The sequence below is a fragment of the Actinoplanes sp. 13 genome (assembly GCF_056134165.1).
Genome location: NZ_JBVYOQ010000042.1, coordinates 17351 through 41119, shown reverse-complemented (window position 1 = coordinate 41119; position 23769 = coordinate 17351). Strand labels below are relative to the sequence as shown.

17 protein-coding genes are annotated in these 23769 nt (G+C 70.8%); 8 read left to right on the top strand and 9 right to left on the bottom strand.

The annotated features are described in order from the left end of the window. Window positions 1-1338 (bottom strand): glutamate-1-semialdehyde 2,1-aminomutase, encoded by a 1338-nt coding sequence (hemL, locus tag AC0NH5_RS40385; protein ID WP_474413272.1) that lies wholly within the window; start codon window positions 1336-1338, stop codon window positions 1-3. 114 nt (window positions 1339-1452) lie between these two features. Here hemL and AC0NH5_RS40380 point away from each other — a divergent pair, with 114 nt between their 5' ends. Beyond that, window positions 1453-1779 carry an STAS domain-containing protein gene (locus tag AC0NH5_RS40380; RefSeq protein WP_474413270.1) on the top strand — a complete coding sequence of 109 codons (327 nt, stop codon included), beginning with the start codon at window positions 1453-1455 and terminating at the stop codon, window positions 1777-1779. 81 nt (window positions 1780-1860) lie between these two features. On the opposite strand, the gene AC0NH5_RS40375 is transcribed toward AC0NH5_RS40380, so the two are convergent. From AC0NH5_RS40375 to AC0NH5_RS40360, 4 genes are all read right to left on the bottom strand, one after another. Beyond that, window positions 1861-2670, bottom strand: a complete 810-nt coding sequence (locus tag AC0NH5_RS40375) for a hypothetical protein (protein WP_474413268.1) — start codon at window positions 2668-2670, stop codon at window positions 1861-1863. Window positions 2671-2779: 109 nt separating this feature from the next. Further along, on the bottom strand, window positions 2780-4285 hold the full coding sequence (locus tag AC0NH5_RS40370; RefSeq protein ID WP_474413266.1) for a pectate lyase: 1506 nt from the start codon (window positions 4283-4285) through the stop codon (window positions 2780-2782). 109 nt (window positions 4286-4394) lie between these two features. Then, entirely contained in the window at window positions 4395-4943 is a 549-nt protein-coding gene (locus AC0NH5_RS40365) for a response regulator (RefSeq protein WP_474413264.1), read from the bottom strand. A gap of 11 nt (window positions 4944-4954) precedes the next feature. After that, window positions 4955-9346, bottom strand: a complete 4392-nt coding sequence (locus AC0NH5_RS40360; protein ID WP_474413262.1) for a HAMP domain-containing protein — start codon at window positions 9344-9346, stop codon at window positions 4955-4957. Window positions 9347-9459: 113 nt separating this feature from the next. Here AC0NH5_RS40360 and AC0NH5_RS40355 point away from each other — a divergent pair, with 113 nt between their 5' ends. Together AC0NH5_RS40355 and AC0NH5_RS40350 are read left to right on the top strand one after the other, a co-directional pair. After that, entirely contained in the window at window positions 9460-11502 is a 2043-nt protein-coding gene (locus AC0NH5_RS40355) for a SpoIIE family protein phosphatase (RefSeq protein WP_474413260.1), read from the top strand. 102 nt (window positions 11503-11604) lie between these two features. Continuing rightward, window positions 11605-12219, top strand: a complete 615-nt coding sequence (locus tag AC0NH5_RS40350; RefSeq protein ID WP_474413258.1) for a dihydrofolate reductase family protein — start codon at window positions 11605-11607, stop codon at window positions 12217-12219. Between the two features lie 261 nt (window positions 12220-12480). On the opposite strand, the gene AC0NH5_RS40345 is transcribed toward AC0NH5_RS40350, so the two are convergent. Further along, complete coding sequence (locus tag AC0NH5_RS40345; RefSeq protein WP_474413256.1) at window positions 12481-13608, bottom strand: FAD-binding oxidoreductase; 1128 nt, start codon at window positions 13606-13608, stop codon at window positions 12481-12483. Window positions 13609-13803: 195 nt separating this feature from the next. Between AC0NH5_RS40345 and AC0NH5_RS40340 the strand changes: the two genes are divergently transcribed. Next, window positions 13804-15867 carry a S9 family peptidase gene (locus AC0NH5_RS40340; RefSeq protein WP_474413309.1) on the top strand — a complete coding sequence of 688 codons (2064 nt, stop codon included), beginning with the start codon at window positions 13804-13806 and terminating at the stop codon, window positions 15865-15867. 134 nt (window positions 15868-16001) lie between these two features. Here AC0NH5_RS40340 and AC0NH5_RS40335 read toward each other — a convergent pair whose 3' ends face one another. The 3 genes from AC0NH5_RS40335 to AC0NH5_RS40325 are packed head-to-tail and all read right to left on the bottom strand — an operon-like array spanning window position 16002 to window position 18750. Then, window positions 16002-17534 carry an ABC transporter permease gene (locus tag AC0NH5_RS40335; protein ID WP_474413254.1) on the bottom strand — a complete coding sequence of 511 codons (1533 nt, stop codon included), beginning with the start codon at window positions 17532-17534 and terminating at the stop codon, window positions 16002-16004. After that, window positions 17531-18217 carry an ABC transporter ATP-binding protein gene (locus AC0NH5_RS40330; protein ID WP_474413252.1) on the bottom strand — a complete coding sequence of 229 codons (687 nt, stop codon included), beginning with the start codon at window positions 18215-18217 and terminating at the stop codon, window positions 17531-17533. Before AC0NH5_RS40330 ends, AC0NH5_RS40335 begins: the two co-directional genes overlap by 4 nt. After that, window positions 18214-18750 (bottom strand): PadR family transcriptional regulator, encoded by a 537-nt coding sequence (locus AC0NH5_RS40325; protein ID WP_474413250.1) that lies wholly within the window; start codon window positions 18748-18750, stop codon window positions 18214-18216. The genes AC0NH5_RS40330 and AC0NH5_RS40325 overlap by 4 nt, the downstream gene beginning before the upstream one ends. Window positions 18751-18908: 158 nt before the next feature. On the opposite strand from AC0NH5_RS40325, the gene AC0NH5_RS40320 reads away from it, so the two are divergent. From AC0NH5_RS40320 to AC0NH5_RS40305, 4 genes are read left to right on the top strand one after another with little or no spacing between them, the layout of a single operon-like run. Next, a complete protein-coding gene (locus AC0NH5_RS40320; protein WP_474413248.1) occupies window positions 18909-20717 on the top strand; it encodes a hypothetical protein in 1809 nt (602 codons plus the stop codon). Further along, the gene (locus tag AC0NH5_RS40315; RefSeq protein ID WP_474413246.1) at window positions 20714-21436 is read left to right on the top strand and encodes a vWA domain-containing protein; all 723 of its coding nucleotides are present in this window, start codon (window positions 20714-20716) and stop codon (window positions 21434-21436) included. The genes AC0NH5_RS40320 and AC0NH5_RS40315 overlap by 4 nt, the downstream gene beginning before the upstream one ends. Beyond that, on the top strand, window positions 21429-22277 hold the full coding sequence (locus tag AC0NH5_RS40310) for a protein phosphatase 2C domain-containing protein (protein ID WP_474413244.1): 849 nt from the start codon (window positions 21429-21431) through the stop codon (window positions 22275-22277). The genes AC0NH5_RS40315 and AC0NH5_RS40310 overlap by 8 nt, the downstream gene beginning before the upstream one ends. Continuing rightward, window positions 22274-23755, top strand: a complete 1482-nt coding sequence (locus AC0NH5_RS40305; RefSeq protein WP_474413242.1) for a hypothetical protein — start codon at window positions 22274-22276, stop codon at window positions 23753-23755. Before AC0NH5_RS40310 ends, AC0NH5_RS40305 begins: the two co-directional genes overlap by 4 nt. The last annotated feature ends 14 nt before the right edge of the window (window positions 23756-23769 follow it).

Here is a 23769-nt window from a genome sequence, read left to right as displayed (position 1 = left end):
TCACTCCCCCGCTGCGGCCCGAGCGGCGTGCGGCGCCGCTGCGGCGATCTGCTCCAGCGCCGCGTCGTCCAACGCGGTCGACACGAACCACGACTCGAAGGCGCTCGGCGGCAGGTACACCCCGTGCGACAGCATCGCGTGGAAGAAGGCCTTGAACGCCGCGGCGTCCTGCCCCTTGGCGGAGTCGTAGTCGACGACCTCCGCATCGGTGAAGAAGATCGAGAACATGTTGCCCGCGGACGACAGCCGATGCGGCACGCCGGCGCCCTTCAGCGCCTCCACGACGATCGAGCTCACTGTGCCGGCCATCTCGTCGAGCCGCTTGTAGACCGCGTCGTCGGCCAGCCGCAGCGAGGCCAGCCCGGCCGCGCAGGCCAGCGGGTTGCCGGAGAGGGTGCCGGCTTGATAGACCGGGCCGGCCGGGGCGAGCCGCGACATGATCTCGCGACGGCCGCCGAACGCCGCCGCGGGCAGGCCGCCGCCCATCACCTTGCCGAAGGTGAACAGGTCCGCGTCGACCGGGTCGAGCCCGGCCCAGCCACCGGCCGAAACCCGGAAACCGGTCATCACCTCGTCGACGATCAGCAGCGCGCCGTGCGCATGGGCGATCTCGGCGAGCTGCTGGTTGAACCCTTCCCGCGGCGCGATCACGCCCATGTTGCCGGGTGCGGCCTCGGTGATGATCGCCGCGATCTCGCCGCCGGCCTCGGCGAAGGCCTGCGCCACCGCGGCCACGTCGTTGTACGGCAGGACGATCGTGTCGGACGCGGCCGCACCCGTCACGCCGGGCGAGTCGGGCAGCCCGAGCGTGGCCACCCCGGACCCGGCCGCGACGAGCAGCGCGTCCACGTGACCGTGGTAACAGCCGGCGAACTTCACCACTTTCGAACGGCCGGTGTAGCCGCGGGCCAGCCGGATCGCCGTCATGGTCGCCTCGGTGCCCGAGTTGACCAGGCGGACCTCGTCGATCGGCGCCCGCCGGACGATCTCTTCGGCCAGGTCCACCTCGCCGGCCGTCGGCGTGCCGAAGCTGGTGCCGAGCGCCGCCGCCCGCTGCACCGCATCGACGATCTCCGGGTGGGCGTGGCCGTGGATCAGCGGGCCCCAGGAGCAGACCAGGTCGACGTAACGCCGCCCGTCCGCGTCGGTCAGCCACGGTCCGCTGCCGGAGGTCATGAATCGCGGCGTGCCGCCGACCGCGCGAAACGCACGCACAGGTGAATTGACCCCGCCGGGAACGATGGCCCGGGCGCGGTCGAACAGAGTCTGGGAGACCGGGGCGTCCTCCGGGTAAGGAAGATGCGCGGTGCGATATGTCGTGGTCACAGCGGTTCCCATTCTGTCAGCGGCCTATGACGAGTATTGCCGGAGGGTTCTTCACATCACCTTCGAGCGTCCGGCGTGACCGCGCCTGACAGGCCGATTCGTCCTGAAGAGGATAGGCTGAGCCGCGTGGAACGACCGGAGCTGTCCATAGCGGTTCAGCGCGCCCCCGACGAGGTCGTGATTCAGCTCGCCGGGGAGATCGACGTGCTCACGGTCACCGAGTTGTCCACGATCGTCAACGAGCTGCTGCCCGAGCCGCCGGCCCGGATCGTGCTGGACATGGCCGGTGTGACCTTCTGCGACTCGCAGGGCCTCGGCACCCTGGTGGTGCTCAGCCGCAAGGCACAGCACGCACAGTCCGTGCTGTCCCTGACCAACGTCGGCGATTTCCTGATGCGGGTGCTGGACATCACCGGCCTGCGCAGCGCGCTGATGATCAGCAGCACCGCCTGAGCGACCTGGCATAGCGCGATGCTGTCACACGCCGGCTGTCGAGTTCCTGTGAGCGGCGTCGGCTGTGGATCCGCACCCGTCCTAGCGGAAACCGCCGCTCGCGGTGAGCGACGCCGCACCGGCTGAGGTCCCCACGACGCGGTAACTGTCGGCGCCCGCGTCGCGCCCGCCCTCGGCGAAGAGGTACCGGGCGGAGAACGTGTAGGTCCCCGGTTCCACGGTGTCGCCCGACGAGAGCACGAACCGGTGGACCAGCGCGTCCGGCTCCTCGGTGACCGTGCTGGTCACGCTCGCGCCGGGTACCTGCTCACTGCCGCCGCGCGAGACCAGCCCGGGCGTGCGCGCGACCCGGATCGTCACTTCGAGCGCGGTCAGTCGCTCGGTGGTCCGGACGGTCACCACACTGCTGCCCTGAGTCCTGCCGTCCGGCACGACGGAGCCGTCCGACCAGATCGGCCCCTGCGCCGTGGCCGTGGGATCCGTGCTCCGCTGCGACCCGGACGCCGATGCCGGGGACGGCGGCACAGCCTTCGACGAGCGCCTGGTGGGTGAAGCCGAGGTGGTGGCCGGGCTCGACGACGGGGTGGTGGGGGTGGCGGACGGCGACGGGGTGGCCGGCGCGGTCACCGTCGGCGCGGGGGGTGCCGGCGGTGCGGGCCGGGGGTCGCCGTCACCGGCCAGCGCCCATTGGGCGAACCCGCCGCCTCCCAGCACCGCGGCCACGGTCACCGCCGCGCCGGCGATCCGGACGCGCGGCGCGGACCGGCCGGGGGCGAACCGGCTGCGCCCCGCGGTGCCGGTGATCCGGTCGAGCATGGCCTCCCGGTCCGGCACGTGCGCCGCTGCCTCCGCACGCAGTGCCGCGCGCAGCTCCGAGCCGAAGAGCGTCATCGCGCCGCCTCCCCACAGTTGACGCGTGCCACCGGGCGGCGTCGCGCAGGCACTTCGTCTTGCTTCGAGAACCGGGGCCGCCGGGTCCCGTCCCGGCGGCCCCGGTCGATCACTTGAAGGTGATGTCCGACTCGGTGTACTTGCAGTACGTGCCGTCCGGGCCGGAACCGACCTTGGTCGGCTCCTTGCCGCTGCTGTTGCCGGTGAACCGGACGCAGACGTCCAGGCTCCTCTTGCCCACCACGGTGATCTTGGACAGCGTGGCGGTGTCGCCGTAGTTCTGGTTGATGCCGACCAGGCTGCCGGCCGGGGCGGTGGCGACCACGTTCTGCACCACGACGGTGCGCTTGTGCTGCGTCGAGCAGTTGCCGCACGAGCGGTAGAGCTTGCCGAAGTCCTGGACCTGGAAGTTCTTGATGGTCAGCGTGCCGCCGCCGTTGTGCTGGAACACCTTGTCGTCCGCGCCCTTGGCACCGCCGCCGTCGACGGTGTAGGTCGCCGAGGCGCCGCCCTTGAAGGTGGCAGCGTCCTCACCGACGTTCTCCCACCACACGTTGATCAGGGTGCAGGAGCCGGAGCAGTGGATGCCGTCCGCGGCCGGGGCGCCGAGGATGACGTTCTTGAGCACCGCACCGTCGGCGAGCTTGAACAGCGGGTCCTGGCCCTCGTCCTGGCCGTCGCCGCCCAGGGCGCCGCTGCCGACGTAGCGGGCGTTGCCACCGTCCAGGGTGCCGGTGACCGGAATGGTCGCGCTGACCGGCTTGGTGCTGGTGGCGGCCGGCCAGGCAGCAGCCGGGGTGGTGGCGGTCGGCGCCGGCGAAGCGGTAGCGGTCTTCGTCGGGGAAGCGGTCGGCGAAGCGGTCGAGGTCTTCGTCGGGGAAGCCGTGGCCGTCTTCGTCGGGGCGGTGGTGGCGGTCGGTGCCGCCGTCGCGGTCTTCGAGACGGTCGGGGACACGGTCGGCGTGGAACCCGCGCCCAGCGCGGCCACCGAGACGTCGTCGAACGCGGCCGACGCATAGCTGGTGACGAGCCCGATCCGCCCGGTGCCGGCCAGCGTCCCGGTCCCGGAGGCGACCTTGGCCCCGTCGACGTAGCCGGTCACCGTGCTGCCGGAGACGTCGACCTTCAGCGTGTGCCACGCGGTGAGGTTGCTCACCGCGACCGACCCGAGCGCCGTGACCGCGCTGCCCTTGACCGTCTGCAGCTCGGCCTTGCCGCCCGCGACCAGGGCGAGCCGGTACATCGTGGAGGAGCCGCCGGCCCGGGCGGCGATCCCGGCCAGACCCGTGCCGAGGCTGAGCGGCTTGACCTTCGCCTCGACCGAGTAGTTCGTCCAGGACGTCTCGCCGGCGAAGACCCGGGCGAGCTCGCTGTCGGCCTTGGACTGCTGAAAGACCTTCGAGCCGTCGGAGACCACGGCCCAGTTCCCACCGGACTTGGACCAGCTGCCCGCGCCGCCCTCGAAGTCGTCGCTGAACAGGGTGCTCGCCGAGGCGGAGGGGACGAGGACGGCGACCAGCGCGGTGACGGCGCCGGCCGCGCCGGCCGCGCCGAAGCCGGTGACCAGGCGACGCCGCCGCCGGTTGGGGGCCGCGTCAGGCATTGCGTGCCGCATGTTGCTCCTACTCAGGGGATGAAGATCGCATGATCAAGCGATCACGCCCCGGTAGTGGCGTAGCTGCACGGCAAGGTTGTTCAGCGTGACCCACGTCACACTGACGGTCTCAGCTCCCCCAGCGGGCTTTCTCCAGCAGGTCCAGCGCCTCGGTGGCGGCGTTCTCGCCACCGGCCCGCAGCACGCGCGCCGCCTCGTCCACCGTCTCGGTGAGCCGCTGCCACTGCGCCTCGCGCTCACGGGACGCCTCGGCCTGCGCCCGCACCTGCTGGTTCTTCGTCCACAACTCGACGAAGATCGACACCTTGGCGCGCAGCACCCAGGGGTCGAACGGCTTGGTCAGGTAATCGACGGCGCCCACCGCGTAGCCCCGCAGGGCCAGCTGAGCATCACGATCGGCCGCGGTGAGGAACAGGATCGGCACGTGCCGGGTCCGTTCCCGCCGCTTGATGTGGCTGGCCGTCTCGAAGCCGTCCATGTTGGGCATGTGCGCGTCCAGCAGGATCACCGCGAAATCGTCGGTCAGCAGCTGCTTGAGCGCCGCCTCCCCGCTCTCCACGGCCACGGCGGTCACCGGCAGGCCCTGGAGGATCGCCTCCAGGGCCAGCAGATTGTCCCGCCGATCGTCGACCAGCAGCGCCTTGGCGCGCTCACCCACGCGTAGTCACCTCACTCACCGGCAGCTCCCTCCGCGTTCACCCAGCGCGCCATGAGCTCGATCAGCTCATCCAGATCGACCGGCTTCGTGATGTAGTCACTCGCACCGGCGGCGAGAGCCGACTCCCGGTCACCGGGCATCGCCTTCGCCGTCAGGAACACTACCGGTAGGTCTTGGAAACGCTGATTGCGACGGATTCCTCGGGTGGTCTCGTACCCGTCCTGGTCCGGCATCATCGCGTCCATCAGCACGATGTCCACCTCCGGATGCTCGGCCAGGATCCGCACGCCGTCCACCCCGTTGTCGGAATAGAGGACGTGCAGCCCGTGCATCTCCAGGGCGCTGGTCAGCGCGAAGACGTTCCGGACGTCGTCATCGATGATCAACACCGTGACGCCTTCCAGCTTCCGGCCGGCCGGTGTGACCGCGGGCTCCTCCGGTCGCGGCGTGACCAGCGGTGACATCTCCATCAACGGCATGTCGAGCGAGGCCGTCGGCCGCACCGACACCGCCTTGGCCGAGCCCGGCGGCAGCACCGGCATCGGGATCGCGTCCGGCGCCAGGGCCTCCGGCATGTAGAGCGTGAAGGTCGAGCCGCCGCCCGGCACCGACGCCACGGTGATCGTGCCGCCGAGCAGCGCGGCGAACTCCCGGCTGATCGACAGGCCCAGGCCGGTGCCGCCGTACTTACGGGTGGTGGTGCCGTCGGCCTGCTGGAACGGCTCGAAGATGATCGCGAGTTTCTCGTCCGAGATGCCGATGCCGGTGTCGGTCACCGCGAACCCGATCACCCGGCGGGCCGTGACCGGCGCCGGCATCTCCAGGTCCGGGTCGGGTGCGGCCGGGAAGATGCTCAGCGTCACCGACCCGCTGTCGGTGAACTTCACCGCGTTCGACAGCAGGTTGCGCAGGATCTGCTGGAGCCGCTGCGGGTCGGTGACGATCGAGTCCGGCAACTCGGGCGCCACGTCCACCCGGAACTCCAGGCCCTTGTCCTCGGCCTGCGGCGCGAACGCCTGCTCGACGTAACTGCGGATCCCGTCGAAGTCGACCACGTCCACCTCGACGTCCATCCGCCCGGCCTCGATCTTCGAAAGGTCCAGGATGTCGTCGATCAGCGAGAGCAGGTCCGAGCCGGCGCTGTGGATCGTACGAGCGAACTCGATCTGTTTTCCGGTCAGGTTCTGCTCGGTGTTGTCCGCCAGCAGCCGCGCCAGCAGAAGCAGCGAGTTGAGCGGGGTCCGCAGCTCGTGGCTCATGTTCGCGAGGAACTCGGACTTGTACGTGTTCGCCCGCGACAGCTGCTGCGCCTTCTCCTCCAGCCCCAGCCGGGCCAGCTCGATCTCCCGGTTCTTCAGCTCGATGTTGGCCTTCTGATCGCTCAGCAGCTTGGCCTTGTCCTCCAGCTCGGCGTTGGTGCGCTGCAGCTCCGCCGACTGGTCCTGCATCTCCCGGGCCAGCCGTTGCGACTGTGCCAGCAGTTCCTCGGTGCGCCGGTTCGCCTGGATGGTGTTGAGCGCGACCCCGATCGTGGCGACCAGCCGCTCCAGGAACGTCAGATGCAGCCCGGAGAAGGCCGCCACCGACGCGAACTCGATCACGCCGAGCATCTCGCCCTCGAACAACACGGGCAGCACGACCAGGTCGTTCGGCGGCATCGCGAGCATGCCGGAACGCATGGTCAGTATCCCGTCGTGGGTGGCCCGGACACGGATCGTCCGGCGCGACACCGCCGCCTGCCCGACCAGGCCCTCGCCCGGGCCGAAGGTGACCTCGAAGTCGCGGGCCACGTACCCGTACGCCGCGGCCAGCCGCAGCCGGGTGACCGCCTCCTCGTTGTCGACCAGGAAGAACGCGCCGAGCTGCGCGTCCACCAGCGGCGTCACCTCGGTCATGATCATGCGGCAGACCTCGCCGACGTCCCGCTGGCCCTGCAGCAGGCCACCGATGCGGGCCAGGTTGGAGTCCAGCCAGCCCTGCTCCGCGTTCGCCTTCGTGGTGTCGCGGAGCGTGACGATCATCCGGTTGATGTTGTCCTTGAGCTCCGCCACCTCGCCCATCGCCTCGACAGCGACGCTCTGCGTCAGGTCACCGCGGGTCACGGCGGTGGACACCTCGGCGATGGCGCGCAGCTGGATGGTCAGCGTCGAGGCGAGCTGGTTCACGTTGTCGGTGAGGTCCCGCCACGTTCCGGACACGCCCTTGACCTGGGCCTGACCGCCCAGCTTGCCTTCCCGGCCCACCTCGCGGGCGACCCGGGTCACCTCGTCGGCGAACGACGACAGCTGGTCGACCATGGTGTTGACGGTGTTCTTCAGCTCCAGGATCTCGCCGCGGGCGTCAACCGTGATCTTCTGCCCCAGATCGCCCTTGGCCACGGCCGTGGTGACCGAGGCGATGTTGCGCACCTGGGCGGTGAGGTTCGACGCCATGTAGTTCACGTTGTCGGTCAGGTCGCGCCAGGTGCCGGCCACCCCGCGCACCTGCGCCTGGCCGCCGAGCTTGCCTTCCGAGCCCACCTCGCGGGCGACCCGGGTCACCTCGTCGGCGAACGACGACAGCTGATCCACCATCGTGTTCACGGTGTTCTTCAGCTCCAGGATCTCGCCCTGCGCGTCAACCGTGATCTTCTGCGACAGGTCACCCTTGGCCACCGCCGTCGAGACCTGGGCGATGTTGCGGACCTGGCTGGTCAGGTTCGACGCCATCGAGTTGACGTTGTCGGTCAGGTCGCGCCAGGTGCCCGCGACACCGCGGACCTGGGCCTGACCGCCGAGCTTGCCCTCGGTGCCCACCTCACGGGCCACCCGGGTCACCTCGTCGGCGAACGACGACAGCTGATCCACCATCGTGTTCACGGTCGACTTCAGCTCCAGGATCTCGCCCCGGGCGTCGACCGTGATCTTCTGCGACAGGTCACCCTTCGCCACCGCGGTCGTGACCGAGGCGATGTTGCGCACCTGACTCGTCAGGTTGGAGGCCATGTAGTTCACGTTGTCGGTGAGGTCCCGCCACGTACCAGAAACGCCCTTGACCTGCGCCTGACCGCCCAGCTTGCCCTCCGAGCCGACCTCGCGGGCCACCCGGGTCACCTCGTCGGCGAACGACGACAGCTGATCCACCATCGTGTTCACGGTGTTCTTCAGCTCCAGGATCTCGCCCCGGGCGTCGACCGTGATCTTCTGCGACAGGTCACCCTTCGCCACTGCCGTCGAGACCTGGGAGATGTTGCGTACCTGGGCGGTGAGGTTCGCGGCGAGCTGGTTCACGTTCTCGGTGAGGTCCCGCCACGTGCCCGACACCCCGCGAACCTGGGCCTGGCCGCCCAGCCGGCCCTCGGTGCCCACTTCACGGGCCACCCGGGTCACCTCGTCGGCGAACGACGACAGCTGATCCACCATCGTGTTCACGGTGTCCTTGAGCTCCAGGATCTCACCCTGCGCGGCCACCGTGATCTTCTGCGACAGGTCACCCTTCGCCACCGCGGTGGAGACCTGGGCGATGTTGCGGACCTGACTGGTCAGGTTCGACGCCATCGAGTTCACCGAGTCGGTGAGGTCCTTCCAGGTGCCGGCCACGTTCGGCACCTCGGCCTGACCGCCCAGCTTGCCCTCGGTGCCCACCTCACGGGCCACCCGGGTCACCTGCTCGGCGAAGAGCCGCAGCGTGTCGGTGAGGCCGTTCATGGTGTCCGCCAGCTCGGCGACCTCGCCGCGTGCCGAGACGGTGATCTTCTGGGACAGGTCGCCGCGGGCCATCGCGGTCGCCACCTGCGAGATCGAGCGAACCTGATGCGTCAGGTTCGACGCCATCGTGTTAACCGAGTCGGTGAGGTCCTTCCAGGTGCCGGCGACGCCCCGCACGTCGGCCTGGCCGCCCAGCTCACCCTCGGTGCCCACCTCACGGGCCACCCGGGTCACCTCGTCGGCGAACGACGACAGCTGATCCACCATCGTGTTCACGGTCCGGCCGATCCGCAGGAATTCACCTCGCAGTGGCCGGCCGTCCATCTCCAGCGCCATGTGCTGCGAAAGATCACCCTCGGCGACCGCATCGAGCACCCGGGAGATCTCCGTGGTCGGCCGGGCCAGGTCGTCGATCAGCGAGTTCACCGATCGGACGCTGTCCGCCCAGGCGCCGTCCAGGCCCTCCTCGTCGAGCCGCTCGGTGAGCCGGCCGTCGCGGCCCACGATCCGGCTGATCCGGCGCAGGTCCAGGTTCTGCCGCTCCTGCAGGGAGATGACCTCGTTGAACGCCTCCGCCACCGCCCCGGCCGTACCGCTCCGCCGAGGCAGCCGGACCTTGAGGTCGCCACGCCGCACACGCCGCAGTGCGTCGGCGAGCTCACCGAGCAGAACCGTCTCGTCGGGCACGCCGACGCTGGCCTCTTTAGCCACTGTCATGCTGTCCTCACTCGCTGTCCAACTGCCGGGGGTTCCCTATCCTCTCTCGCCCGACCGGGTCAATGCGAGAGACGACTTTGTGCATACACCCGTCCACGGGAGAGGATGCATGGGTGCCAGCCGAGGTCGGAACGAGGACGAGCATCCCCAGCGGGGCGCCGTCCGAAGCTCTGGTGCGCCGGACCAGGCTCCCCAACGACCGGCGGACCCCGGCAGCCGCCCGCGCCCTGGTCCGCTCCGTGCTCGAGGAGACCGGCCTGGTCGGCCTGCTCAACGAGGCTCTGCTGCTCACCACCGAGCTCTCCACGAACGCCGTGGTGCACGCCAACACCGACCTGGAGATCGAGGTCACCGCCGACCCCGGCGGGCTCACCGTCACCGTCACCGACTTCGCCCCCGGCCCGGTCGAACAACTCGCCGTCGGGCCGCGCAACGAGAGCGCGGACCTCGGTGAGGTCGCCGAACGCGGCCGCGGCCTGCTGCTGGTCGACCATTTCGCCAGCCGGTGGGGCACCGTGCACGAGGGCGACGGCAAAGGCGTGTGGTTCCGCCTCGACCAGCGCGAGGCCGGGCCCGACGGCACCCCGGTCCGGATGCCCTCACAGGCCGAGACGCCCAGCCTCGGCGCGCTCACCGGCCTGCTGCGCAGCGGCTCCGACCGGCACACCGACGAGGGGCTGGCCGAACTCGCCACCGACCTGCTGTCCCGGCTCGCCCGGCTGACCGGCGCGGCCGGCGGCGTGATCCGGGTCGACCGCGGCGACGGCACGGGCCGGCAACTGCTGGCCCGGTACGGCCGGGCGCCCCGGGACAACGCGGACACCATCCGGGTCCCCCTGACCACCCAGCGCCCCTACGCGGGCGAACTCGAGCTGGACGCGTCCCCCGTCGGTTACGCCCAGGCCCTCGCCACCATGGTCGCCGAACGGTTCTCGCTGCACCTGGAGAACGACCGTCTGCGCCGCGCCGACATCCGCCGGCAGACCTGGATCACCTTCCTCGCCGAAGCCAGCGAACTGCTCGCCCAGTCCCTCGACGTCAACCTGACGATGGCGCTGATCCCGCAGCTGGTGGTGCCCCGGCTCGGCCAGTGGTGCGCGGTGCACACCACCGACGCGTGGGGCCGGCTCCAACTGGCCGCCGCCACCCACGCCGAGGAGTCCTCGCTGGCCCAGCTGCACGGCGCCCTCGCCGAGTCCGGGCCGGAATCGGTCCTGGCCCGGCTGGAGGAGGCGTCCCGGCTCGGCACCCAGGTGATGTTCGGCGCGCCGCTGGAAGGCTATGCGGTGCCGCTGGTCGCCCGCGGCGCCCGGCTCGGCACGCTCGCGGTCGGCCGGCACGCCACACACCGGCACGACGCCGACGAGGTGGCCGTGCTGGAGGACGTCGCCCGCCGGGCCGCGCTCGCCATCGACAACGCCCGCATCCACGACGAGCGGCACCGGGTCGCACGCACCCTCCAGGCCTCCCTGCTCCCGCCGGCCCTGCCGCACGTCGACGGCATCGGCTTCGCCGCCGAATACGTCCCGACCGGTTCCGAGGTGGGCGGCGACTTCTACGACGTCGTCCCGTTCGGCGAGGACCAGTGGCTCGTCGTGGTCGGCGACGTCTCCGGCAAAGGCGTCCAGGCCGCCACCGTGACCGGCCTGGTCCGCGACGTGATCCGCATCCTCGTCGACGACGGCAAGGCGCTCAGCGAGATCCTCTGGCGGGTCAACCGCACACTCGTCCAGCGCGGCGGCGGCAGGTACTGCACGCTCGCCATGGCCTCGGTCACCCGCAAGGGCAACAACCAGCTCAGCGTCTGCCTGCACCTGGCCGGCCACGACCGCGCCGTCCTGGTCCGCGGCGACGGCAAGACCGGCTTCGTCGGCGAGGGCGGCACCGCACTCGGCCTGCTCGAGACGATCAGCTCCCCGGACGTCGTGATCACCCTCGGCCCCGGCGACTCGCTCATCTTCTACACCGACGGGGTCACCGAACGCCGGCGCGGCCGCGAGCTCTTCGGCTCCAGCCGGCTCCGCGACGCCGCAGCTCCGCTGGCCGGCTATCCGGCGGACGTCATGGCGGCCCGCCTGCGGTCCACCACCATCAACTTCTCGGTCGAGGAACCCCGCGACGACATCGCCATCCTGGTCCTGCGCAACGACGCTTGAGAACCCTTCCCGGGTACGACCTCTTGCGGCCCTCCCGCGCTGCTCCGGGGGAGTTGATCGATCCGCCCTTTTTGTCGCCTCTCGCATGGCATCGTATTGGTCATGGCGAAGACGCAGTACTACACCGCCACCAGCATCGACGGCTTCACCGCCGACCGGAACAACTCGCTGGACTGGCTCTTCGAGGTCGACGAGGGCACCGAGAACCCTTTCGGTGAGTTCTTCGAGGGTGTCGGCGCGTTCGCCATGGGCGCGAGGACCTACGAGTGGGTTCTGGAGAACGACAACCTCCTCGAGGAACCCCAGAACTGGCACGACATGTACGGCGACGTGCCCTGCTGGGTCTTCACCCACCGCGACCTGCCCCCGGTCGAGGACGCCAACGTCTTCATGATCAGTGGCGACGTCCGCCGGGTGCACGAGGCCATGATGGTCGCCGCCCAGGGCAAGAACGTCTGGCTGGCCGGCGGAGGCGAGCTGGTCAGCCAGTTCGTGGCCCACGGCCTCCTCGACGAGATCATCCTCGGCATCGCGCCGGCCATCCTGGGCGACGGCATCCCGCTGCTCCGCCGCCGCGTCCCGGTCGACGACCTGATCCTCACCGGCGTGCGCGAGGTGGGCCAGTTCGCATACCTCACCTACGCGGTCGGCGACGTAGCACGCCTCGGCCGCCACCTGGCCGCCGAATCCGTAACCCGGATCCCGTCGCTGCGCTGAGCCCGCACCCGCGAAGCCCGGCTGGCGCCCACGCACCTTTCCGAGCCAAGGATCATGCGCCACCGCCAGCCACCCGCCCCAGCCGGCAGCCACCCGGGGCCGGGCCGGAGCCGGGGCCGGCCGAGCCGGGGCCGGGCGGAGCCGGGGCCGGGCGGAGCCGGGGCCGGGCGGAGCCGGGGCCGGGCGGAGCCGGGGCCGGACTGTGCCCGGAGGCCGGGCCGAGCCGAAGTGAGCCGGGGCCGGCCGCAGGCCGGTTGGCCGTCAGAACAAGTCGCGGCGCTCCGCCATCTCGATCTCCGCAGCCAGCGGCGCCGGCGCCGAAACCACCGCCAACCTCCCCCGCCGCGCCAGCAGGACCTGCCGCACGGCCTCGACGATCTCGGTCACCCGGCCGGCGGACAGCCCGCGCGGCAGCACCGCGTGCACCGTGCCCACTCCCGCCGAGCCCCGCAGCGGCACCACCGTCCCCGCGCTGTCGCTCAGCGCATAGCCCACCGCCTGCAGGTCACGCGGCCGCACCGCGATCCGCAGGACCACGTCTTCCCGCCCGAACGCATATCGCCCCCACCACGGCGGCGCGACCGGCGCGATGACCGCCGAGTCGCCCCACGCCCGGGCGATCTTCTCGGCGCTGTCGCTGGCCGAGCCGGGTGAGCCTTCCACGAGCAGCGCCACCATCCCGCCGCCGGTCGCCGGCAGGTCCACCTCGATCGCGCTCGGCTCCTGCTCCTGGAGGACCACCTGGGCGACCAGCTCGCTGACGTCGGCCGGCGTGGTGACCGCCCGGCCGACCCACAGGCGCGCCGACGGCAGCGGTTCCAGCCGCAGCACCGCCGAGGTGATCACCCCGTCGATCTCGGCGAGGCCGGGCCGGCCGTCTTCCCCGTCCGACTCCGCGGGCTCTCCGGCCGGTGAGACGTAGGAGACGCTCACCGTCTGGGCGGCCGGACTCCCGAACCGGTGCCGCAGCGGACCTGACTCGTTGACCGCGAGCATCCCGCCGATCGTGGCGGACGGTGACGGCGGATCGACGGCGAGGCGCCGGCCGCGCAGGGCGAGGGCGGCCCGCACCGCGGAGACCGGGGTCCCGGCGGCGACGACAGCGGTCGTGCCGTGGTGGTCCCACATCCCGTTCAGCCGGCCGGTGTCCACGATGAGGTCGAGGCTTTCGGGCGGCGTACCCCAATCGATTTTGCTTCCGGAGCCTCGTGGCCGGAATCGGAGGCCGCGCTCCGCCGCGAGTCGCAGGCTCTCGGCCACTGCGCCGGTGGTCGCCGGGACCGCGACCAGGCCGGCTCGCCGGCCGGCCACCTGGTCCGTCGTGCGGCCGGGACGCGCGAGTCCGGGACCACAGATGTCCACGAACGCGTCGAGAAGGGATTCACCCACGCCCGAAGCCTCCCCACAGATCGGAGCCGAATCACTGAATCGGAGCGAGTCACTTTGACAGGAGGGAGTCACCCGGATCGGAGATCGAGACCCCTGAAGATCGTCCACTCTGGCACATCGTACACATGTTCGAATGACCGAGGTGGACCGTGTAAGGAACTCTTCGTGGACCGATCGGCCGGTAACGTGTTCCCGGTGACGATCGACGGCCCACCCACCGCGCGCCAGACGCCCTCCGAGCGCACCTTCCACGGCGACACGGTCACCGATGAGTACGCCTGGCTGATGAACAAGGACGACCCGGCGACAATCGCCCATCTCGAGGCGGAGAACGCCTGGACCGAGCAGGCGACCGCCCACCTGGAGAGCCTGCGGGAGACCGCGTTCCAGGAGATCAAACGCCGGACTCAGGAGACCGACCTGTCGGTGCCGAGCCGCAAGGGTGGGTATTGGTATTACACGCGCACCGTCGAGGGCAAGCAGTACGGCATTCATTGCCGGGTTCCGGTGCGCCCGGGTGAGACCACCCCGCCGATGGCCGACGACAAGCCGGGTGAGCAGGTGCTGCTCGACGGCAACGAGCTGGCCGAGGGCAAGGACTTCTTCGCGCTGGGCACGTTCGACGTGAGCCCGGACGGCAACTGGCTCGCCTACTCGACCGATTTCGACGGCGACGAGCGCTTCACGCTGCGGGTGAAGGATCTGCGCACCGGCGAGGTGCTTCCCGACGAGGTGACCGACACCTTCTACGGCAGCGCCTGGTCGGCCGACGGCACTGCGCTCTTCTACATCACCGTGGACGAGGCCTGGCGGCCGTACCGGGTGTGGCGGCACACGATCGGGACGACCGAGGACACTCTGGTCTACGAGGAGCTGGACGAGCGCTTCTGGGTGGGCGTCGAGCTGACCCGCAGCGAGAAGTTCATCGTGATCGACGCCCAGAGCAAGATCACCTCCGAGGTGCGGATCGTCCCGGCCGATCAGCCGACCGCCGAGCCGCTCGTGCTCGCCGAGCGCCGCCAGGGCGTGGAGTACTCGATCGAGCATCACGGCCACCGGTTCCTGATCCTGCACAACCACGAGGCCGAGGATTTCGCGCTGGCCTGCACCTCGGTGGACGCCCCGGGCGAGTGGGTGGAGCTGATCCCGCATCAGCCGGGCGTCCGGCTGGAGTCGGTCGACGCGTTCGCCCGGCACATCGTGGTGTCGCTGCGGCAGAACGGGCTGACCGGCCTGCGGGTGATGACCGACGGCAGCACCGACGCGTACGACATGGACTTCCCCGAGCCGATCTACAGCGTGGGGCTGGCCGGCAACCCGGAGTACGACACCGCCTCGGTCCGGATCGCCTACACGTCGCTGGTCACGCCCGATTCGATCTACGACGTGGACCTGGTCAGCCGGGTCATGACGCTGCGCAAGCAGAAGCCGGTGCTGGGTGGTTACGACCCGGCCGACTACGAGCAGTTCCGCGAGTGGGCGACCGCCGCCGACGGGACGAAGGTGCCGATCTCGATCGTGGCCCGCAAGGGCGTCACGCGGGACGGTTCGGCTCCGGCGCTCCTCTACGGCTACGGGTCCTACGAGCACTCGATCGACCCGTACTTCTCGATCGCCCGTCTCACCCTGCTGGACCGCGGTGTGGTCTTCGCGATCGCGCATGTCCGCGGCGGCGGCGAACTCGGCCGCGGGTGGTACGAGAACGGCAAGATGCTGGCCAAGAAGAACACCTTCACCGATTTCGTGGCGTGCGCCGAGGCGCTGGTCCGCAACCGGTGGACCACGCCGTCGCGGCTGGTCGCGCGGGGCGGTTCGGCCGGTGGCCTGTTGATGGGCGCGGTCGCCAACCTGGCGCCGCAGGCGTTCGCCGGGATCGTCGCCGAGGTGCCGTTCGTGGACCCGCTCACCTCGATCCTCGACCCGAGCCTGCCGCTCACGGTCACCGAGTGGGAGGAGTGGGGCAACCCGCTCGAATCCGCTGAGGTCTACGCGTACATGAAGTCCTACAGCCCGTACGAGAACGTCGCGAACCTGCCGTACCCCAAGATTCTCGCGGTGACCAGCCTGAACGACACCCGCGTGCTCTATCACGAGCCGACCAAGTGGGTGGCTCGCCTGCGTGCCACCGCGCCGCAGGGCGAGTTCCTGCTGAAGACCGAGATGGGGGCCGGCCACGGCGGCCCGAGCGGCCGCTACGACTCCTGGAAGGAAGAGGCCTTCGTGCTGGCCTGGATCCTGGACGTGGTCAAGGCCGCCTGAAGATCCAACAGCGGTTGTACGAGTGATCGCACGGCTCCCAGGAGTCGAGGCGACCCAGCTGCCGCACCGGGCCGTTGCGCCCGCATCCGGCCGGATGCGGGCGCCGGCCGCGGCGCCCCTGACACCCGGCGCGCTCAGCCCACCCGGATCTCCTCGAGGTCGGTGCTGGACCGCAGCACCAGCAGCCCGATGCCGGCCACCCCGAGCATGAGCAGCACAGCACCGCCGCCGAGCAGGGCCAGCTCGCCCACCGGCACCGGGATCGGCAGCACCACCAGCGGATCCGTCACCGTCGCCTTGACGCAGGTCGCGAAGTCGGTGGCCTGCGGGTCGGCGCAGCCCTCCGAGGTCCCGCCGCCCGCCCGCGACTCGGTGCTCACCGACCGGACCAGCGCGACACCGGCGCCGATCGCGAGCAGCAGAGCCGGGATGAGCGGTGCGAGCGTCTGGGTCAGCACCGCCGCGGACAGCGTGCGGCGCGGGACACCGGCCGCGGTCAGCGCGGCGTAGGTGCGCCGGCGCGCGACGATGCCCTCGACCAGCGCCACCAGCATGCCGGCCGCCGCGATGACCACCGCCACGGCGACCGCCACCATGATCAGATCGATCGTGCCGAGGTAGAAGTCCGGTTCTTCGGCAATGCCGTAGCCCGGCCGCCCGACCAGCTCGTTGTACCGCCGGCTCACCTCGAAGTCCGTCACGAACATCGCGCGTACGCCCAGGGCCAGCGTCCCGGCGATCACCGCGGCCAGCAACGCGCCCAACGTTCGGCTGCCGTTCCACGGGTCGGCCATCAGCCGCCGGCCGGCCAGCAGCACCGACGGGTGCCGGCCGGCCCGCACCAGGGCACGGCCCGCCGTGTGCGAGATCCAGCCGGTCCCGAGCACGACGCCGGCCATGGTCAGCAGCACCCCACCGATCAGGCACGGGAAGACCACTGCCGCCGGCGGCTCGACGTTGTCCGGCAGCAGCCAGGGCAGCGCGAACAGCAGCAGCCCGGCCGCGATCGCCAGACCAGGCCATGGCCGGGGTCCGTGCTCGCGGAGCCGCCGGACCACTCCGAGCGGGGTGACCACGACCTGGCGCATCAGCAGCGCCCCGATCGCCCCGGCCAGGGCAGGCACGAGCGCCAGCAGGACCACGATGGTGACCGGGTGCGGCAGCACGTCGGTGGGGAGGAGCAGCAGGCCACCCACGTCGCGGATCTCCAGCAGGGGACGGAGCAGCAGATAGATCCCGAATCCGGCCAGCGAGCCCAGCACGCTCGCCACCGCGGTCTCCGCACCGGCGATCAGGATCGCCTGCCGCGGGGTGGCGCCGTTGAGGCGCAGCGCGGCCAGCCGCCGGTCCCGTGCCGGGGCGCCGAGCCGGATGCACTGCCCGGTCAGGGCGAGCACCGGCAGGGCCAGGACCGCCAGGGCGAACACCACGCCCGGCCGCAGGCCCGCCTCGACGAGGAGCGGACTCGCGTACCGCTGGGTGCTCGCGTCGCGGAGGAGCCCGCCGTCCGGCATGATGATCATGTCCCCGCCGTGGATCGCGGCCACCGTGGCCGCCGCGAGCAGCGCCAGCGAGGCCAGGGCCGCGCTGATCGCGGTGAGCACTGTCCGCAGCCGGTCGGTCCGGTTCCCGGCCAGGCTGAGCCGCAGCAGCGTCCCCGGTCTCACGGCGTCACCCCGAGCCCGGTCGGGTCCACGACGCCGTCCCGGAGCACGATCTCGCGGTCCGCGTACGCCGCGATCGGCGCCTCGTGGGTGACCAGCACGACCGCCGTGCCGTGCTCCCGCACCGCCTGGACCATCACGCTCAGCACCTGTTCCCCGTTGATCTGGTCCAGCGCGCCGGTCGGCTCGTCGGCGAAGACCACCTGCGGCTCGGTGACCAGGGCCCGGGCCACCGCGCAGCGCTGCTGCTGCCCGCCGGACATCGCACCCGGCCGTTTGTCGGCCAGGTCCGCCACCCCGAAACGGTCCAGCCAGGCCAGCGCCGCCGTCCGTGCTTCTCGCCGCCCCGAACCGGCGAGAAGCAACGGAAGACCGACGTTCTCGGCCACGGTCAGCTCGGGCACCAACTGGCCGAACTGGAACAGCACCCCGAAGTCGGTGCGCCGCAACCGGGACCGGGCCGCCTCGGACCACAGCCCGATGTCCTGGTCCCGGAAGCGGATCTCGCCGGAGTCGGCCCGCAGGATGCCGGCCAGGCAGTGCAGCAGCGTGGACTTGCCGCAGCCGCTGGGCCCGGTGACGGCGACGATCTCCCCCGCGCCGACGGTGAGGTCGATGCCGCGCAGGGCGGGGGTGACCCCGTAGCTCTTGGTGATGCCCCTGGCGGTCAGAACCGGAGCGCTCATGGAGTCACTTCCTTCTGTAGCTCGGCGACCCGGGCCAGGGTGGTCTGCAGCCAGCGCAGGTCGGCGTCGAGGTGCGCGATGGACCAGTCGGCGGCGATCACGTCCGCCGCCGTCGCCCCGGGCCGGGACTTGACCGCGGTGAGCTCCCGCAGCCGGGCCATGTGCGCGGCCCGCTGGGCGGTGAGGTAGTCGCGGGCGCGGTCCGCGTCGGCGGCGAGCAGCGCCACCACGACGCGGGCGAAGAGGGCGCTGCTGACGAACGGCGCCGGTGGTTCGATCTCGGACAGCCAGGCGTTGAGCCGGGCCCGGCCGGTGTCGGTCAGCGCGAACGACGTCCGTTCCGGGCCGCCCTGCTGGTCCTGGCCGACCTGCTCGACGAGCCCGTCTCGCTCCAGCCGGCCCAGCGTGGCGTAGACCTGCCCGTACGCCAGCGGTTTCGCCTGTGGCAGGCGCTCGTCGTGCGCTCGTTTGAGGTCGTATCCATGCCGTGGCCCGCCGGCGAGGAGACCGAGCAGCACGTGCGGTGTGGACATGCCGCCACTATTCACTCAGTTAATAGCTGCCGTCAAGTGCGGCTCAGGATCCCTCGAACGACTGATACGAACCGGTCGCAGCGGTGTGGCTGTGGTCCGTCAGGAACCGATGTAGCGAGGGCCGGTCTCTGACGAGGACTTCCGTGAGGAGCAGCGCGGTGACGCCAACAGCTGAGGGCTTCGACGAATTCGGCAACCCGGAGGGCCGGGCATTCGATCTCGGCGGTGGGGACGAGGACCGCATCCGGGGCGAGCGGATCCTCCTCTACCACTGCCCGATCGTCGACGGACCGGTCGCCGAGAAGCAGCTCCGGCGGCTGCTCGCCGACCGTGGCCTGACGTGCGACGTGCGGCATGCGCCGCGGCACGGTGGCTGTGACCTGACCGAGGAGCTGCTGTCCCGGTACACCCAGCTCTGGTACCTCTCGGGCTCGCAGCCGACGCTGCACGGCCGGCAGGTCCAGATGATCAGCGAGTACGTCGCCGCGGGCAACGGGCTGGCGATCTGGGCCGACAACGAGCCGTTCTACGCGGACGCGAACCTGCTCACCGAGGCGTTGATCGGGACGAGGTTCAGCGGCAACAGAACCGCTGACCGGATCATGGTGCCGGGCCCGGAGCACTCGCGCGGATGCTTCGTCGAGCACCCGCTGACCCAGGGGGTGAACACCCTCTACGAGGGGATCACCATCTGCACGATCCACCCCGCTCCCGGGGTGACGATCCTGGGTCGAAGTCACGACGGCCAGCTGTGCCTGGGCTGTTACGAGGACGAGAACCGGCGGATCGTGCTCGACACCGGTTTCACGAAGCTCTACCCCGATCGGGTCAACCGCAGCGCCGGACTGGGCCGATACCTGTCCAACATCGCGTTCTGGCTCGCCAGGGGCAGCCGGGACGTCGAGTACCTCCTGCTGACCACCGGTCGTACGGAGATCGCGGCGATCCGGCAGGGTGAGACCTCCGCGCCGTACCCGTTCGACGCGGACGAACCCGCCGCGACGATGTGCGTCCTGCAGTGGGACGGGCCCGGCACGATGGAGCTGACGCTGCGCGCGCCGGACGGGACCAGGGCGGGTCACCGGTCGGCACAGAGCCCTATCCGGGTGGGCGTGCAGGCATATGTGCCGGGCACCTGGTCGGCCGAGGTCACCGGGGTGGAGGTGCGTACCGCTCCGGAGCGGTACGTCCTCACCGCGAACTTCGCGAAGAACGTGCGCGCGGCCGAGACGGTCCACCGCCCGGTGCTGCCGGCCGGCGAGGCGGGGCAGATCGTCATGCCTTTCTACATCCTCTGCGACGTCTCCGGGTCGATGGCCGCGGACCTGCCCGAGTTGACCGCCGGCCTGGGCGCGCTGCACCGCGGCCTGCTGGCCGAACCCGTCATCAATGACCTGGTGATGATGAGTGTGATCACCTTCAACGACAGCGCGCGCACCGTCGTGCCGCTGGCCGCACCGGAGGACCTGACGCTGCCGGAGTTGCCGGCGCCGGCCGGCCTGACCAATTACAGCGCCGCGTTCCGCGAGTACCACCAGGCGTTCGAGGCCGACCGGGCCCGGCTCAAGAGCGAGGGCAAACGGGTCTACCGGCCCTGCGTGTACTTCCTCACCGACGGCGAGCCGACCGACCAGAACTTCCTTCAGACGTACCAGGCGCTGCTGACGCACACCGCCAACGCCGCGTACCCGTACCTCTGCGCCTTCGGCTTCCGCGACGCCCGGCCGGCCACCCTGGAGGCGATGGCCCACGCCGACGCCGGCGGACCGCACAAGCGGGGCCGCTGGTTCGTCGCCGAACGTGGCCAATCGGTGAGCCAGACCCTCACCGCGCTGGTCGGGGTGATCGGGAAGTCGATTCTTCAGTCCGCCCAGAGCGCCTCGAACGGCGTACCGGAAGTGGCCTTACCGCTGAACGTGCCGGGCATGACCGGCGAACGATCGATGTGGATTCAGGAGCTGAAATGACGGAATACAGCGAGGAGCGGCAGAGCGGCGGCGAGGGCCAGATCATCATGCCCTTCTACATCCTCTGTGACGTGTCGTGGTCGATGACGCCCGACGCCGGCGAGCTGAACAGGGCGCTGAAGGAGCTGCACCAGCAGCTGCTCAACGAACCGATCATCAACGACCTGGTCATGCTGAGCGTGATCACCTTCAACCACCAGGCGCAGACGGTCGTACCGCTGGCCGCACCGGAGGAGTTGACGCTGCCGACGCTGTCGGCCTCCGGCGGCACCGACTACAGCCCGCCGCTGCGCGAGTTCCACGACCGGTTCACCGCGGACCGGGCCCGGCTCAAGAGTGAGGGCAAGCGGGTCTACCGGCCGTGTGTCTACTTCCTTACCGACGGTGAGCCGAACAACACCAGTTACCAGCAGACCAAGGCGTCGTTGATCGCCAAGGAGAACAACCCGGCGTACCCGTACGTCTGCGCGTTCGGCTTCCGGGACGCGACCGCGGCCACGCTGCAGACGCTGGCCTACCCGGATTTCGGCGCGGAGGACAAGCGCGGCCGGTACTTCATCGCGAAGGACGGTGCCTCGATCACCCAGGTGCTCTCGGCGATGGTCGGCGTGCTGGCCCGGTCGATCCTCCAGTCCGCCAACAGCGCCTCGGCGGGCACCCCGATGGTCGCCATGCCGGCGCCGGACGCCGTGCCCGGGATGGGTGGCAGCTTTGTCTGAGACCGACCTGGTCGTGATCGGCGACCCGGGCCGGACGGCCGCCGCGATCGGACCGTGCGCCCCGACGTACCACCCGGACTCGGCCGACCACGAGCTGAGCGAGTGCGCGGTCCCCGGCGCGGAGATCCGCGCGGCCAGCGTCCGCGGGCTCATGCACCGCTACAAGCGGGAGCCGCGGCAGGACCGCTTCTCGGTCGTCTACGACGACGCCACCGCGATCCTGGTGATCGTCGTGTGTGACGGGGTGGGCCAGTTCGCCCTCTCCCACGAGGCGGCGGCGTTCGTCGCGGCGGACGCACCCCGCGCCTATCTGGTGCACCGCGATTGGCAGACGGCCGTCGACGAGGTCAACCAGCGGCTCACCGACCTGGTCGAGGGCGCGCCCCAGCACACCCGCCTGATCTCCCCGGCCGATCACGGGATGGCGACCACCCTCGCCGCCGTGGCGATCCGGTTCGAGGAGACCGGCCGGCGGACCGCCTCGATCGCCTGGGCCGGTGACACCTCGGTGTGGTTCCTCGACGCCGGCGTGTGGGAGGCCCTGACGAACGAAGGTCCCGAGACCAACCAAACCGCGCCCGACTCGGGCCGGGTGCACGCCCTGCCCCGCGCCGATCTGAAGCTGACGGTCACCGACCTGGAACTGCCGGACGGGGCGCTGTTCGTCACCACGGACGGCGTCGGCAATCCGCTGCGGGACGCGGAGCAGGTGCAGAAGACGCTGGCCGGCTGGTGGGCGGCGCCGCCGGACGTGTTCACCTTCGCCCGGCAGGTGGGTTTCGCGCGCAAGAGCCATCTCGACGACCGCACCGCGGTCGGCGTCTGGCTGGACCGGCCGTGATCGTCGTCGACCTCGCCTCGCTGGGGATCCCCGCGGGGACGAAGCCGTTCGCCGAGGGCGCGGTCGGCGCGCTGTTCCGGGTCCCGAACCCGGTGCCGGGCCTGGACGGCCGGACGCTGGTCTTCAAGAAGGCCAAGTCGCAGGCCGAGCTCCCGCCGGGGTTCGACCGGAAACTGGTGCTGTCGCAGATGCGCGCCGTGGTCGCGATGCGCGACGCGATGCCGGCCGCGGACGCGGCCGATCTGGACGACGTCGCGGTGTGGCCGCTGGCGATGGTGCAGGACGGCGGTGGCGACGACGGCATCCTGATCGACCTCATCGCGCCGGAGTTCTTCGTCGACACCCGGCCGGCCGGGGGCACGGCCGGCAAGGCCCTCTTCGAACTGCAATTCCTCTGTACGACCGGCGGCTACCTCGACAGGATGGGCATCGACCGGTCGGTGACCGGCGACGACGTCATGCGGCTGGCGCTGGCCGCCCGGCTGGCCTACGCGATCGAGATCGTGCACCGGCACCCGGTGGTCTTCGGCGACCTGCACGCGAAGAACGCGGTCGCCGCCACGAAGCCGTTCGCCCGGGTCCTGCTGATGGACTGCGACAGCGTCGCCGAGCTCAGTGACACCGGGCGGGTCCAGCTGCACGGTCCTTCCTTCATGCCGCCGGAGATCGCCGGCAAGCAGCAGAGACTCCAGGACCAGAAGACCGACGTCTACAAGCTGGGCCTGTGCGTCATCCGGATCCTGTCCCCGGGCAAGGGCGCCACCCAGCAGACCGATCCGGTCAACGCCACGGCCATCCCCGGACTGTTGGATGCCGAGGGCATCGCGCTGCTCCGGCGGGCGGTGGGCCGGGACCGGGCGGCCCGGCCCACCGCGGAGGCGCTCCGGGAATACCTCGTGCGCCGGGTGACCAGCCTGGTCCAGTTGCCGGAGCTGACCGCCGCCGAGCTCAGCCACCGGGTCGCGTTGCGGGGCTCGGACGTCTTCGTCCGCTGGGACCAGCGGCACGGCACCGAGGTGCGGATCTTCGGAGCCGGCGGCTTCGTGCTGGACGGGATCGACCCGGTCCGGCACGCCGGCGGCTGTCCCATCCGGCCGCCGACCTCGGGCCCGATCGACGTCGAGGTGTGGAACAAGCACGGTCCCTCGGTCCGGCTGCGAGCCGGCTACCTGGACTACTACGAGTTGCCGGCCCTGGACCTCGCCGGGCAACTGAGCGGCGTCATCCCCCGCCCCGAGATCCGTGACCTGCCGGCTCTCGACGCCACCGTGTTCCAGGCGCTGCGGCCCTACCCGGTCGCGACCGGACCGGACCTGCACCTCGCTTCCCCCGGGCCGGCCGTCGCTTCCGGCGCCGGCGGCCCGGCGGCGGACCTCGACCGCGTCCGGCGGACCGGGACCGAGGCCGTCGACCACACCGTCAGCGCCGCGATGAGACGCCTGACCAGGGTGCTCCGCGGACGCCTCGACAAGGCCTGAACAGAGGAATCCGA

Excerpts from the sequence above, each read along its gene's own strand:
- hemL (WP_474413272.1), bottom strand. The coding sequence starts at position 1,338 with ATGGGAACCGCTGTGACCACGACATATCGCACCGCGCATCTTCCTTAC.
- AC0NH5_RS40375 (WP_474413268.1), bottom strand. The coding sequence starts at position 2,670 with ATGACGCTCTTCGGCTCGGAGCTGCGCGCGGCACTGCGTGCGGAGGCA.
- AC0NH5_RS40370 (WP_474413266.1), bottom strand. The coding sequence starts at position 4,285 with ATGCGGCACGCAATGCCTGACGCGGCCCCCAACCGGCGGCGGCGTCGC.
- AC0NH5_RS40360 (WP_474413262.1), bottom strand. The coding sequence starts at position 9,346 with ATGACAGTGGCTAAAGAGGCCAGCGTCGGCGTGCCCGACGAGACGGTT.
- AC0NH5_RS40350 (WP_474413258.1), top strand. The coding sequence starts at position 11,605 with ATGGCGAAGACGCAGTACTACACCGCCACCAGCATCGACGGCTTCACC.
- AC0NH5_RS40330 (WP_474413252.1), bottom strand. The coding sequence starts at position 18,217 with ATGAGCGCTCCGGTTCTGACCGCCAGGGGCATCACCAAGAGCTACGGG.
- AC0NH5_RS40325 (WP_474413250.1), bottom strand. The coding sequence starts at position 18,750 with ATGTCCACACCGCACGTGCTGCTCGGTCTCCTCGCCGGCGGGCCACGG.
- AC0NH5_RS40315 (WP_474413246.1), top strand. The coding sequence starts at position 20,714 with ATGACGGAATACAGCGAGGAGCGGCAGAGCGGCGGCGAGGGCCAGATC.